Below are 14,456 nucleotides of genomic sequence, written 5' to 3'. Positions count from 1 at the left end.
ACTTAAAATAATAGTTACATTATTACTCCAGTGAATACAAAAAAAATTATCCATATTCAGAAAGTCGCGGGCATTGCCGGTTCAGAAAACTACCTGCTAACCTTACTCCCACAGCTAAAAAAGTATGGTTACGATACAACCATGCTCGTTTTGGCGGACTCCGAAGACGGTCCAGAATCTTTCATCGAACAAATGCAGGCGGTTGGAATTCCGACTTATCGAATCTCGATGGGTGCAGATATAGACCCACTCCTAGTTTTCCAGATCACAGACTATCTCATACCAAACTATTTTGACTTAATCCACACCCATTTATTCCATGCTGATATCTATGGCAGTTTAGCCGCACGATTGGCAGGTATTCCAGCAATTATTTCCACGAAACATGGTTTCAATCCTTGGCGTTCTAAAAAAAAATACGGTTTTTTAGATCGCCTAGCAGCTTCACAGCAGCAGCAAATTATCACCGTATCAAAAGCGATCGGTGAATGGTTGGTGAAGACCGAAAAACTTCCGTTGGCAAAGATGCGGGTCATCCCCAATGCAATTGAGATAGAAGACATACAACCTATCACTAAACACCCCAAAGAATTAGTTAACTTTTCCAAACCTATCATCGGGACAGTTAGCCGTCTGCTGCATCAAAAAGGCGTCCATGTTCTACTTGATGCTTTTGCAAAATGTCTAGAACAGCACCCACAAGCCTCTTTAGTAATTGTTGGTGACGGCCTTTATCGCCATCAATTAGAAGAACAAGCCAGGACTTTGGGAATTGTCGAAAATACTCATTTCCTGGGCTATCTCCAACAACCCAGGTTAAGTGCTGTTGTTTCAGAGTTTGATATCTTTGCTTTTCCTACTTTTGGCGAAGGATTTGGACTGGTTTTGCTAGAGGCAATGGCTGTTAGTAAACCCGTAGTTGCTTCCAATGTCATGGCAATTCCTGAAATCGTGATTGATGGACAAACGGGTTTACTGGTGCCTCCGGACAACTCGGATGCTTTAGCGCAAGGATTGCTGAAACTGATAGACAACCCAAGTTTATGCCAGCAATTTGGTTTCGCTGGGCGTCAAAGATTGGAACAAGAGTTTACTGTAGATCGCATGGTACAAAAAACGATCGCAGTTTACGATGAAGTATTAGGGATTTCCCGAGTAACATGAAAAATATCGGTTGGGAACGAATCCAGTTTTATTCTCTATTGCTATCAGTCTTGATTTTAATCTACCTTTAATCAATTTAAACTTACTATGCTTTTTTCCTCCCCTCCCCCCCCCATCCGCGTGATGCGAATTATCGCTCGTATGAATGTGGGTGGTCCTGCCACTCATGTTACTTTACTTAATGAAGGATTAACTCATCTCGGGTATGAGTGTTTGTTAGTGACTGGGATGGAAACCAGTCGTGAAGGGACGCTCAAAGATGAATTTGCGGCACGTCAGTTGGCGATGGAAATTATTCCAGACTTGGGGCGTGAAATTAATTTTCGTCAGGATATTGCGACTCTGCTCAAACTGTATCAATTAATGCGGGAGTGGAAGCCGGATATTGTTCATACCCATACGGCAAAAGCGGGTTTGGTGGGACGATTGGCGGCGCGGTGGGCGGGGGTGCCCTGGGTGGTGCATACGTTTCATGGTCATGTGTTTCATGGGTATTTTGGGGCGGCGAAAACTCGGTTTTTTATTGAATTAGAGAAATTTTGTGCGAAGCTGAGTAGCCGGATTATTACGATTAGCGATCGCCTGAAATCGGAAATTGTCAGCTATGGTATCACCGATGCTTCCCACATTGAAGTGATTCCTTTGGGTCTGGAACTCCATCGGCTCAAGGACGTCTCAACCACAAATCAGTTTCGTGCAGAATTCGATTTACCGGCGGATGTCGGTTTAGTGGGTGCGGTAGGGCGTTTGGTGCCGATTAAAAATTTGCATCTATTTCTGGAGGCGGCTGCGATCGCTTATCACCAAAATCCCCATCTGCGTTTTGCGATCGTTGGCGATGGCGAACTGCGTGGGGAACTTGAAACTTACGCCGAACAGTTGCACATTGAAAAAGCGGTCATCTTCACCGGATGGCGTCGGGATTTGGCGCAAGTGTATGCGGATTTGGATGCTGTGGTGATTTCCTCGGATAATGAAGGGACTCCGGCTTCTTTGATTGAGGCAATGGCTGCCGGTTGTCCGGTGATTTCTACCCGGGTTGGGGGGGTTGCGGATTTAATCCAGGAAGGTTACACTGGGCGTCTAGTTCCCCCCCGGGACGCGAACGCTTTAGCTGAAGCTATTCTCACTTTATTTCAGGAATCTACGACTACGGCTCAATTCGCACAACAAGCGCAAACCCTGACGTTACAAAACTATACGTCAGAACGGTTAGTTGCTGATATGGACAAGTTTTACAAAACTTTAACCCTTGTTGCTAAGACTCGTCCCTTTTCTCTAGGGATTGTATCACCGGAGAAACGTAGTTAGACTAAAGACTGACGCAACGCAACTAAAAAACAGGTTTTTATACTCTTCTTCTGACTAAAAATCAGAATTTTTAGTTCAGCAGCCGGGTTTTTAGATGGAATCTTGTTTAGGACAAACCCAATCCGATGCAAGTTTGTGGTGGGTTGGTTGAGTCCCTAGGCCATTTGAGGTGCATTTGACAGCAGGGTGACTGGAAGAACACTGTGTTAGCTGATCGCCAGAGGATACAATCCGCAAAATGGCGGCTGAGTTAACCATTGAGGTGATTTGTGGTGTTTTTTCACTCTGTACTGAACCCAAATGTACCAGATTAGGGCAATTTCATGACTACACATTGGTTACTTGCTGAGGCTGTCATTTTGTCGATGTCTCTGGCGGGTGGAGGGACTTATCTAGCCCGCTATGCCGCTTGCCGTTTTCGGTGGCTGGATAAACCGGGACAGCACAAGGCACATAGTCGTCCGATTCCCCTGTTAGGCGGAATTGCGATGTATGTAGGTTTTATTGTGACTTTACTGATTGTTGATTCACCGTGGTTATTCTCCCAAGGGGTGACTCTGGCGATCGCCGCGACGTTGCTGGCGGGGATGGGATTGTATGACGACCTGCGCGGACTCAATCCCCTACCTAAACTGGTCGGCCAACTGTTGGCGGGCATTGCTTTGGTCTCTAGTGGGATTTTTATACATTTAACGGGAATTCAGGGGTTGGATATTGCCCTGACTTTATTTTGGGTGGTCGGAATCTGCAATGCTCTGAATCTGCTAGATAATATGGATGGTCTGTCTGCGGGGGTGAGTGCGATCGCCTGTGTTGGTTTCGGGGCGATCGCCTGGGTCCAAGGACAAATTCCCTTGGTTCTCGTTTGTGGGACGATCTTCGGGATTACCTTGGGATTCCTGCGGTTTAACTGGCATCCGGCCACAATTTTTATGGGAGATGCGGGCAGTCTGTTTATTGGATTTTTGTTAGCGGCCCTGGGATTGATGGTCATTTCCCCCAATGCAGAATTTTCCGGAACTTGGCTAGTTCCCATCGTTATTTTAGCAGTTCCAATTTTTGATACAACCCTGGTTACCTTCTCACGTCTGCGTCGCCAACTGAAACTCACTGATGGAGGACGGGATCACAGCTCCCATCGGTTGGTACGGATGGGGTTAACGGTTCCCCAAGGGGTGGGACGAATTTATAAAGCAGCGGGCGTTTGCAATGCGGTAGGAGTGGCGATCGCGCTTAACCCATCTTGGGCGATCGCCGCACCGAGTGTGATGATTCTCGGTTTATTGGCGATCGCGGCCTTCTTTTGGTTTGAGCAAGTGGACCTTTCCGATACCGGACAACCCACCCCGGATTCTCACCCTTCCCGGTTCGTTTCAGACTCCGAATCGTTAGCTTCTCCGCCAGTTTATAAACAGCCCCAACTTTAATCCTTGATGCCACGTTTCTATTCAATTTTTCAATTAAACCACACCCCATTATGTCGGAAAAAATTGCAATTATTGGACTGGGTTATGTCGGGCTACCCTTAGCCATTGCCTTAGCTAAAAAGTTTCCAGATACCGTTGGATTTGATATCAAACCGGAGAAAATTCACGCCCTCACCCAGGGAATCGACGCGACGGGAGAAGTCTGTTTAAATCACTTAAAATCAACTTCTCTTCAATTCACCAATGATCCCAATCATTTAAAATCATCCAACTTTTTCATTGTTGCTGTTCCCACCCCGATTGACTCCAATCATTATCCCGATTTAACCCCTTTAATCCGAGCATCAGAACTGGTGGGGCGAGTCTTGCAACCCGGTTCGGTCGTTGTGTATGAATCTACAGTTTATCCCGGGGTGACTGAGGAAACTTGCGGAACCATTTTAGCCCGAGAATCTGGATTGCGTCCAGGTATTGATTTCAAATTAGGCTATTCTCCCGAACGCATCAATCCTGGAGATCCAGAACATAGGCTGGAAACAATTATTAAAGTGGTTTCTGGGGAAGATGCGGAGACATTAGAGCGGGTGGCACAGGTTTATGAATCGATTATTGATGCGGGAGTTTATCGCGCTCCTTCGATTAAAGTGGCAGAATCTGCCAAAGTGATTGAAAATATTCAGCGGGATTTGAATATTGCCTTAATGAATGAACTGGCTTTAATTTTTGACCGCTTGAATATCTCGACTCATGAAGTATTGGCTGCTGCTGGGACTAAGTGGAACTTTTTACCCTTCAAACCGGGATTGGTAGGCGGTCATTGCATTGGTGTTGACCCGTATTATCTAACTGCAAAAGCTCAACAAGTCGGCTATCGTCCAGAGGTCATTCTCGCGGGTCGGCGCATCAATGACAATATGGGGCGTTATCTGGGTCAGCGGTTAATTAAACTGTTGACTAATCATGAAAATATTCCCATCAAGCAGGTTCGTGTGGGTATTTTAGGAATGACATTTAAAGAGAATGTTCCCGATACTCGCAATACTCGGGTTCCCGATATTGTGGTTGAACTCGAACAGTTTGGAATCAGACCTTTAGTCCATGATCCCATTGCCAATCCGGAGGAAGTTCACCAAGTTTATGGCATTTCTATGAGTCCTTGGTCTGATTTTTTTGCCTTGGATGCACTGATTCTAGCGGTACCCCATCGTCAATATTTAGAATGCTCACCGGATGAGTTAATCCAATGTCTGAATCCCGAGGGCATTTTTATGGATATTAAATCAGTGTTGGGTCCGAGTCTTTTTCCTTCAAAAATAGTTTACTGGAGTTTATAACGGGTTATGAAACCGATTTTAGTGACTGGGGCGGCTGGTTTTATTGGCTTTCATTTGTGTCAGCGGTTGCTGGGACGGGGGGAAGCGATTCTGGGTATCGATAATCTGAATGATTATTATGATGTTAATTTAAAGCGATCGCGACTGGCGTTGTTGCAAGCGCATCCCCAATTTGAGTTTTGCCAATTAGATTTGAGCGATCGCCAAGGAATAGAAAAACTGTTCGCTGACTATCAACCGGACCGGGTAATTAATTTAGCGGCCCAAGCGGGGGTGCGTTATTCGTTAACCCATCCTCATGCTTATGTGGAGAGTAACTTAATCGGGTTCACGAATATTTTAGAAGGGTGTCGGCACAACAATGTCAACCATTTGGTGTTTGCATCTTCCAGTTCAGTTTATGGCGCAAATACCAAAATGCCCTTTTCTGTTCGGGATAATGTAGATGCGCCGATTAGTTTATATGCGGCGACTAAAAAAGCCAATGAATTGATGGCGCATACCTACAGCTATTTATATGGATTGCCAACCACGGGTCTGCGATTTTTCACGGTTTATGGTCCTTGGGGCCGTCCCGATATGGCGTTGTTTCTGTTTACCGAAGCGATATTAGCCGGAAAACCGATTCCTGTTTTTAACTATGGTAAAATGAAAAGAGATTTTACCTATATTGACGATATTATCACCGGGGTAGTCCGGGTTCTCGATCGCATCCCTCAGAACCATCCAGAAGCAACGGAAACGCTTTCTCGTAGCCCCGGTCTTGCTGTTCCTTATAAAGTTTACAATATTGGCAACAATCAGCCGGTTGAATTGTTGCGATTTATTGAAATTTTGGAAGACTGTCTGGGCAAAAAAGCAGAAAAGGAATTCCTTCCCATGCAACCCGGGGATGTACCTGCGACTTATGCCGATATTGAGGAATTAGAGCAAGATGTAGGATTTCGCCCCAGTATTCCCCTGGAGGTGGGAATTCCCCGATTTGTTTCTTGGTATCAGTCCTATTATCGGCCTTTTTCTGGTAATGGACAGCCAGGTCTTGCTGAGTGTTTACCTACGCTAGACTGAGCGGAATATGTTTAAAAAAATTAAGGGAGGAAGTCTCTCAATCAAGTTGGTTTGACTAGGATCTGAACACTGTTAATTATCGCAATATTGATCAGCTTCATTCAAACTCAGTTGTTGTTTATAATATCCTAACGGGTTTGAGATATTGGGTTATCAGGTTAGTTTAAATTGTTTGCCCTTTAGGGAATGTGGACGACCACATTCCCTATTTTTATATGACGACTCCTAGATGCTGAATCCGCCCGACTCTGGTCAGGCCCCTGCTTCAACTCCTGGATAGGCCCCAGATATCCCGGGATATCATTTCTAGTCCCTGAATCCGGTCTGATCTATCCGGGCCTGTTTGTCAAGTACAATTGATACCAAATTAGCTCCAATGACTCTGTTTAAATTAGGGGTAATCTTGTATAATAATCGCCCAATTCTAGGAGACTTTCAAACGATGATCGACCTCTATACCTTTCCAACTCCCAATGGACGCAAGGTTTCTATTCTGTTAGAAGAGTTAGGTATTTCTTACAATGTCCATAAAATTGATATTACCCAAGGGCAGCAATTTTCCCAAGATTTTGTGGAGATTAATCCTAATAGCAAAATTCCGGCAATTATCGACCATGATACAGAAATAACAGTGTTTGAATCGGGGGCTATTTTGATGTATCTGGCGGAAAAAACGGGGAAATTATTGCCAAGGGAGACAAAATCTCGCTATCAAGTGATGGAATGGTTGATGTTTCAGATGGCCAGTGTTGGTCCGATGTTTGGGCAGTTTAATCATTTTAATCGGTTTGCGCCGGAAAAAGTTCCTTATGCGATCGCCCGTTATGAGCAAGAAACTTTACGATTGTATGGGGTATTAGATAGACAATTGGCCGATCGCCCCTATATTGCGCTTGAGGATTACTCTATTGCAGATATTGCGCTTTTTCCTTGGGTGGCGAGTTACGAGTTTATGGGGTTGACTTTGGAACAACATCCCCATCTGAAGCGCTGGGTAGAATTACTACAGGAACGTCCGGCAGTACAACGGGGGATGGCAGTCCCTGCATAAATTACTCTTTTTTAAGAGAAAATAGCGCCGGAGAAAAGGAAGCGGGTTAATTTTATAGGGGATGGGAGGGAGGACTTCAGTTGTGACACCGAAGCGGGGATAACGACTGAAGTCGTTACTACAAACTACAAAGAATATCTTTGAGGGTTGATTTGAGAAAGTTTGTTATGCTGGGATTATCTGTCCACGAGGATAATTACAGGTATGCACGGGTTTTTGACCGGATCGTTAAAAATTGAACGGTTAAACGTGGCGATCGCCGATTTACCCACGGATCTGATTGGGACAAAATTAGTCCAGTTATCCGATTTTCATTATGAAAAGGAGGGATTGTCAGATAAACTCTTGGCGGAGGCGATCGCAGTGTCCAATCAAGCTGACCCCGATTTGGTCCTGCTGACTGGTGACTATGTAACCCAGAATCCTGACTGCATTTATGCTTTGGCATTGCAACTCAAGCATCTCCAAAGTCGCCGGGGTATCTATGGTATTTTAGGCAACCATGATATTAAGGTGCCTCATTCTAAGTCAACCATTATTGCAGCCTTCGAGAAGATTGGAATTCCTATTCTCTGGAACGAAGTAGTCTATCCTTTGGGGTCAGGTTTAGCCGTCGTGGGGATGGCAGAGGTGCAGTCGGGTCAATTTAATGCTCAGGCAGTTTTTCCCGGCATTGAGGCATCAATTCCGCGAATTGTTCTCTCCCATAATCCCGATACGGCAACTTATTTGCAAACACTTCGGGTTGATTTACAGCTATCCGGTCATACTCATGGGGGACAAATTATTTTACCCCAAATTGGACCCCTTCCAGCTTATTTCAAATGCTTTCGTGAAAAAGTTCCTAAATGGTTGAGGCAATGGATTCCTTATTTATCCAAAAACAGTTATAAAATTGTGGAGCGATGGGAGTGGTCTCAAGGGTTGCATCAGGTGGGAAACAATCAACTTTATGTGAGTCGGGGATTGGGAACTTATTTCCCGGGACGGCTATTTTGTCCCCCAGAAGTGACGATTATTACGTTGCAGGAACATCAGGATAAACAGAGGGGATAAAGCGGTTTTACACCCCCATAATATCCCAGAATTAAAATTGCTCAGGGTGCTGTCTACAAGGTTCTGCCTTGAAGATAAATAGAATGTAATGGACTGGTATGAAAAAAGATTTTATGAATGCGGTAAGACCGATCGCTTTACTAGGTGCAGTGGCGATCGCAACCCTGGGTTGGATGGCAACATTGGAGGGTTCCGAACCCCCTTATGCCCTGATTCCTGCTATCAAAATGAGCGATCATCGACCCATCGGGCCATTATGGATAACTTTGAATAAAACCCTAGAAAATTCGGTGACGACTAAACCCATTATTGCGGCCAATACTCGCTTTGGTATTAAATTATTTTCTCGAATTTATCAACAAGAAAAGGCCAATAATATTTTTATTTCTCCCTTGAGTTTAACTCTGGCTTTGCAAATGCTTAATGGTGGGGCAACGGGCGCAACTCACGAGGCGATCGCCTCGGTTTTGGAAACTCCAGGGATGGAACAAGAGCAAATTGATTCTATCATATCCGCACTCCATACTCACCTGCAAGAAATGGATTCAGAAGTAGAAATAGCTATTGCCAATTCTTTCTGGATAAAACAAGGTGGCTCTTTTAATTCTAATTTTATTCAAAGGAACGAAACCCATTATCAAGCCCAAACTCGGGAAATTGATTTTAGTAGCCCCGCTACTGCTGCACCCGTCATTAATGGCTGGGTAGCGGAAGAAACTCGTCAGAGAATAGACCATATTTTAGAGCCTAATGATTTGGATAGCGGCACGATTTCTCTGTTGGTGAATGCTATTTACTTTAAATCGGCCTGGTTGAGTCCATTTTCTGAATCGGACACTCGTGAGCATCCATTTGCCTTAGCCAATGGACAGAGTAAACCGCATCCCCTGATGTTTCAAACCCAAGAGTTTGCTTACTATGAAAATGCCTTGTTTCAGGCGATTGCTTTGCCTTATGGCAATACCGCTGAAGTAAATTTATATATTTTCCTGCCTAATCCTGAAGTGGGTTTAGATTTATTTTTAGAGCAATTGAATTCTGAAAACTGGAATTTATGGCTTAAAGAATATTGGGAAAACAAACCAGTCAGATTGGGACTGCCACGGTTTAAGATAGAATATGATATTGAATTAAAAAGTATTCTAACCGCGATGAATATGGGGATAGCTTTTAGCTCTCAGGCAGATTTTAGCTCAATTACTCCTGAACCTTTTTGGATTAGTAAAATTAAGCATAAAACATTTTTGGAGGTGAATGAAGAAGGGACGGAAGCATCAGCAGTAACCGGAATACTGGGTACTCGCAGTGGGCCAGTGGAAATGATTATCGATCGCCCTTTCTTTTTCGCAATTCGGGATGATACTACTGGCACTTTGCTGTTTATGGGGACCTTGGTTAATCCGATGCTGTGAATTTTTAAAGTTTAGAGGGAGCAATTTTCAAGGGTTCTGCTCATCAACTTCAGGAGTGGGAGCATTTTACTCCCTGTATAGGAATGAAGATGCTCCCACGGACGAAAACCCGGACTGAAGTTGTGATTATGAACACCGGAGAACGACAGCAAGTCGTTACTACAAACTTGGAGAACGACTGAAGTTGTTACTACAAACTTGGAGAACGACTGAAGTTGTTACTACAAACTTGGAGAACATTAACGAGAGTTGGTTAGGGGTTGGATGTAGTTGGTATTGGCGCGAATGAAACAATTGTTTGTTTGTTCGGGTCCGTTGCTACTTTCTACAAAGATCCAGGGTTGATTGTTGGCATCAAAGGTTAAGACAAACCCACCGGGAGAAAGTGCTGCTTGGAAGGTGGAATCGGGGGGTAATGTTCCTGTTACGGGCCAACTGCCGATATTTAAGGCCCCGGAAGAGGGAGTCCAGACTTGCTCAATGGTTCGATCGCCCATGCGACAGTTCAACCCATTGGGGTCTGGGTCTACGACTCGCCAATAGATATGATTAGATTTACCTGTATAATCCCCTTGGGCATTGGTTTGAGGTAACACCGAGGAGGCGACTGGAGGCATTTCATCCGGTGTATCGCTGCCGCGATCGTCCTGAATCGGGGGTGAAGTCGGATTGACTACCGGAGATTGGGGGGATTGGGTAGATGGGGGAGATTGGGGAGATTGGGAGGATTGGGGGGATGTCGTGCAACTTACGGTAGTCAGGGTGACGATCGCCAATAAAAGCGGTAACCCTAGGGGCTTAAATCTACCCCGATTTTGGCCCAATTGAGTCAGAGTTTTCCGCAAATAATCCAAATACATAACTTTCCGCTTCTCAATGCTAAATCAGTGAATAGTTCAATTTTCTGTTCGTCAGACTTAATTCGGGATATCCTGATTCCGGACTCTAATTTCTTGCCGGAATCATCCGCCTAAAATCTACTCGGGGCCTGATGATGAGGACGGTTCACCCCCGGACCCAAATCGATACCCTTTGCCATAAACGGTATGAATTAATGGCACCTCCCCGGGGGCTTCAATTTTGCGTCGGAGTAGGCGAATTTGGGCGGCGAGGACGTTGCTGCTGGGTTTTTCCCCGGTGGGCCACAAATGTTGATAAATTTCGCTATGGGTGAGTAATTGTCCGCTGTGGCGCATAAAATATTCCAGGAGGGTGCTTTCTTTTTCCGAGAGTTCGATGGTGCGCCCCCCTCGGTACGCTAACTGGTTGTCAAGGTCGAGTTCCAGGTCATCCCGGTGGAGATGAGTCTCAGGATTGGAGGTTTTCTGGGTGGTCGATCGCCGCAATTGTGCTCGGACTCGCGCTAATAATTCTAGCAATTCAAAGGGTTTTACTAAATAATCATCGGCCCCCGCATCCAGTCCTTGAACGCGATCGTCTAAGGTATCTTTCGCCGTCAAAAATAGAACCGGCGTGACATCCCCTTGACGCCGGATTTCCTGACAAATAGCTAATCCGGATTGATGGGGTAACATCCAATCTAAAATCAGCAAGTCATATCCCCCTTGTCTGGCTAATTCGGCCCCGGTTGCGCCATCGGAGGCGACTTCTACTTGATATCCTTCCCGAGTCAGAACCCGAGTTAAGGGTTCCGTGAGTTGAACTTCATCATCCACTAAAAGAATTCGCATTGGTATGATTTGTGATGGTTGAAGGTTTGAAACGGAGTTTTTTCACAACATTGATGCCCCGTTGGCCCCGAATTAGGGCCAGAACCCGGGTTTCTTGTCCCCTGGATCTAAAATCTTGTCCCCATTCCCCAGTAAAATTTAAAACCGATATTCTCATTTTGTCTTATGCTGACCGTCGCTTTACCGAAAGGATCGTTGTTAACCGATAGCATCCGACTGTTGCAGTCGGTGGGATTGGATTTTAGTGCATTTCTGGATTCGTCCAATCGACAGTTGCAAATTTTAGACCCCACGGGAACTGCCAGGGCGCTGTTGGTCCGGACCCATGATGTGCCGGTTTATGTGGAGTACGGTCAAGCGCAGTTGGGGGTTGCCGGTTATGATGTATTGCGGGAAAAACAGCCGCGAGTGGCCCATGTCCTGGATTTGGGATTTGGTCACTGTCGGTTATCCGTGGCGGTGAAGGAGTCGAGTCCCTACCGGCGATCGCTGGATTTACCCGCCCACGGACGAGTTGCCAGTAAGTTTGTCCATTGTGCCCGGGAATACTTTCAACGGTTGGATTTGCCGGTGGAAATCGTTCCCCTGTCGGGTTCGGTGGAACTGGGACCGATTACGGGAATGTCGGAGGCGATCGTGGATTTGGTCTCCACTGGACGGACTCTCAAGGAAAATGGCCTGATTGAAATGGAAGTGTTATTTCAAAGTTCGGCGAGATTGATTGCCCACCCGATTAGCTATCGTCTGAATACCGATGGCATCTGCGATCGCATTGCCGCCATCCGCGAAATGACAACAACCGCCGTATAATCCCGGGGGTCCCCAAGACCGATCGCCTCGGGGGTTGCGCTACAGTGGGATGACATCTGTTTTCCATTGTCAAGGTTTATTGATGACTCGCTTATCACCGCCCCCAACGTCCAAAGAAGGCCGATCGCGCCGTCGCGAAAATGATTGGCGTTTATTTCTGCGTTTGGTTCCTTATGCCCGTCGCAGTAGTCGTCTGTTGGGGATTTCCCTGATCTTATTAGTCCCCTTAGCCTTGGCAGGGGCGGTCCAACCGATTATTATCGGACAGGCGATTTCCCTGATCCGGGGCGAACCCACGAATCTCCCGTTTTTGTCAACCCTGGCCCTCCGACAAGGTTTAAATCTTCTCTCTGGGTTACTCTTGTTCACGATTACGGTCAGATTTGCCTTACAAGCGATTCAGTCCTATTTCGTTCAGGAAGTCGGGCAGAAAATCACTGCCGATATTCGCAATGATTTGTTTGAGCACGTCACCGCTTTGGCTGTTCGGTTTTTCGATCGCACTCCTGTCGGACGCTTGATTACCCGCCTGACTAGCGATGTGGAAGCCCTCGGGGAGGTGTTTTCTACCGGCGCAATTGGAGTAGTCACGGACTTATTTTCGATTGCGATCGTCTTAATCATCATGTTCTATCGGCAATGGCAACTGGCACTCCTGCTGTTGATGATGCTGATTCCCATCGCTTCCTTAATTATTTATTTCCAACAGCAATATCGCCAAGAAAACTATAAAGCCAGAGAAGAACTCTCCTCCCTCAACTCTAAGTTACAAGAAAATATTGTCGGCGTTGGCGTGGTCCAAATCTTTCGCCGGGAAGCCTTTAATGCGGAAATTTTCCGGGTGAATAACCAGCGTTATATTAAAGCCGTTGACAAAACCATTTTTTATGACTCTGCCGTTTCTGCCACCTTGGAATGGATTGCCTTTGTGGCGATCGCCGGAGTCTTGTGGTTAGGCGGCAAACTCGTCCTCGGTGAGACCATGAATGTCGGGAAATTAGCGGAATTTATCCTATTTTCCCAACGCTTATTTGACCCCCTGCGCCAATTTGCCGATAAATTCACCGCCATTCAAGCGGGATTTACCGCCATTGAACGGATTAGCGATATCTTCAACGAAACCATCGAAATTCGCGACCCCGATGTCAAAGAACGGGCAGTGGGTGCCCCGTGGCAAGGTGCCACCCCAGGGAAAAGTTCTCAGGTTCTCAATGACTCGAACCCTCATGCCGGAGAAATTCGCTTCCAGAACGTTTCCTTTGCCTATAAAAATGATGAATATGTTCTCAAGAACCTCGACTTTACCATCAAACCGGGTGAAAAAGTCGCCCTAGTCGGGCCCACCGGGGCGGGAAAAAGTTCGATTGTCCGGTTGTTGTGTCGTCTCTACGAAGCGAGTCAAGGTCAAATTCTCGTCGATGGCGTCAATGTTAGAGATATGCGCCAAGCGGAATTACGCCAGCATATCGGTGTCATTTTGCAGGATGGATTTTTGTTTGCGGGAGATGTTAAAAGTAATATTAGCCTGGGAGAAACCTATACCCTAGCTGAGATTCAATCCGCCGCAGAACGAACCAATGTCGCCAGTTTTATTGAGGATTTACCCCAAGGATACAATACCCAATTGCGGGAACGGGGAACTAATTTATCCGGGGGACAAAAGCAACTGTTAGCTTTTGCCAGGGCGGCGATTCGCAATCCTAAAATTTTAGTGCTAGATGAAGCAACCGCTAGTTTAGATGTAGGAACGGAGGCGTTAATTCAAGATGCCTTAGACCATTTATTACAGGACCGCACAGCGATTATTATCGCCCACCGTCTCTCGACGATTAAAAATGTCGATCGCATTCTCGTCCTCAAGCAAGGTCAACTGGTGGAACAAGGCAGTCACGAGGAATTGTTACAACAAGGTGGACTCTATGCCGGGTTATATCAGTTACAGATGTTAGGAAAGTAAGCATATCTTTCTGAGTTCGTAGTAACGCCTTCAGGCGTTCTCTTCTCATGTTCGTAGTAACGACTTCAGTCGTTCTCTTCTCATGTTCGTAGTAACGACTTCAGTCGTTCTCTTCTCATGTTCGTAGTAACGACTTCAGTCGTTCTCTTCTCATGTTCGTAGTAACGACTTCAGT

The 14,456-nt window shown here is 45.8% G+C and carries 12 protein-coding genes; 10 read left to right on the top strand and 2 right to left on the bottom strand.

From position 1 onward, the window contains the following. Positions 1–30: 30 nt before the first annotated feature. From NG833_RS30790 to NG833_RS00890, 8 genes are all read left to right on the top strand, one after another. Positions 31–1,164: a glycosyltransferase family 4 protein gene (locus NG833_RS30790; protein WP_254563455.1), complete on the top strand. Its 1,134-nt coding sequence runs from the start codon at positions 31–33 to the stop codon at positions 1,162–1,164. An 87-nt stretch (positions 1,165–1,251) separates the two neighbouring features. Further along, positions 1,252–2,475, top strand: coding sequence for a glycosyltransferase family 4 protein (locus tag NG833_RS00920; RefSeq protein ID WP_254563454.1), 1,224 nt, complete (start codon positions 1,252–1,254; stop codon positions 2,473–2,475). A 323-nt stretch (positions 2,476–2,798) separates the two neighbouring features. Further along, positions 2,799–3,902 carry an MraY family glycosyltransferase gene (locus NG833_RS00915; protein WP_254563453.1) on the top strand — a complete coding sequence of 368 codons (1,104 nt, stop codon included), beginning with the start codon at positions 2,799–2,801 and terminating at the stop codon, positions 3,900–3,902. 50 nt (positions 3,903–3,952) lie between these two features. Further along, positions 3,953–5,236 carry a nucleotide sugar dehydrogenase gene (locus NG833_RS00910; protein WP_254563452.1) on the top strand — a complete coding sequence of 428 codons (1,284 nt, stop codon included), beginning with the start codon at positions 3,953–3,955 and terminating at the stop codon, positions 5,234–5,236. Between the two features lie 6 nt (positions 5,237–5,242). Then, the gene (locus tag NG833_RS00905) at positions 5,243–6,304 is read left to right on the top strand and encodes an NAD-dependent epimerase (RefSeq protein ID WP_254563451.1); all 1,062 of its coding nucleotides are present in this window, start codon (positions 5,243–5,245) and stop codon (positions 6,302–6,304) included. 376 nt (positions 6,305–6,680) lie between these two features. Then, positions 6,681–7,355: a glutathione S-transferase N-terminal domain-containing protein gene (locus NG833_RS00900; protein ID WP_254563450.1), complete on the top strand. Its 675-nt coding sequence runs from the start codon at positions 6,681–6,683 to the stop codon at positions 7,353–7,355. A gap of 204 nt (positions 7,356–7,559) precedes the next feature. Next, complete coding sequence (locus tag NG833_RS00895) at positions 7,560–8,411, top strand: metallophosphoesterase (RefSeq protein WP_254563449.1); 852 nt, start codon at positions 7,560–7,562, stop codon at positions 8,409–8,411. Between the two features lie 98 nt (positions 8,412–8,509). Next, the gene (locus tag NG833_RS00890) at positions 8,510–9,823 is read left to right on the top strand and encodes a serpin family protein (protein WP_254563448.1); all 1,314 of its coding nucleotides are present in this window, start codon (positions 8,510–8,512) and stop codon (positions 9,821–9,823) included. 239 nt (positions 9,824–10,062) lie between these two features. Here NG833_RS00890 and NG833_RS00885 read toward each other — a convergent pair whose 3' ends face one another. Both NG833_RS00885 and NG833_RS00880 read right to left on the bottom strand, forming a co-directional pair. Further along, positions 10,063–10,683 (bottom strand): hypothetical protein, encoded by a 621-nt coding sequence (locus NG833_RS00885; protein ID WP_254563447.1) that lies wholly within the window; start codon positions 10,681–10,683, stop codon positions 10,063–10,065. A 117-nt stretch (positions 10,684–10,800) separates the two neighbouring features. Then, the gene (locus tag NG833_RS00880) at positions 10,801–11,514 is read right to left on the bottom strand and encodes a response regulator transcription factor (protein ID WP_254563446.1); all 714 of its coding nucleotides are present in this window, start codon (positions 11,512–11,514) and stop codon (positions 10,801–10,803) included. Between the two features lie 165 nt (positions 11,515–11,679). Between NG833_RS00880 and hisG the strand changes: the two genes are divergently transcribed. Beyond that, positions 11,680–12,324 carry an ATP phosphoribosyltransferase gene (hisG, locus tag NG833_RS00875; RefSeq protein ID WP_254563445.1) on the top strand — a complete coding sequence of 215 codons (645 nt, stop codon included), beginning with the start codon at positions 11,680–11,682 and terminating at the stop codon, positions 12,322–12,324. Positions 12,325–12,406: 82 nt separating this feature from the next. Next, positions 12,407–14,281, top strand: a complete 1,875-nt coding sequence (locus NG833_RS00870) for an ABC transporter ATP-binding protein (protein WP_254563444.1) — start codon at positions 12,407–12,409, stop codon at positions 14,279–14,281. Positions 14,282–14,456 lie beyond the last annotated feature (175 nt).

It is taken from the genome of Oscillatoria sp. HE19RPO, assembly GCF_024220515.1.
Taxonomy (GTDB): Bacteria; Cyanobacteriota; Cyanobacteriia; order Cyanobacteriales; family Laspinemataceae; genus Laspinema.
Note: the sequence above shows the minus strand (reverse complement) of the source record. Positions and strands in the feature narration are given on the sequence as shown.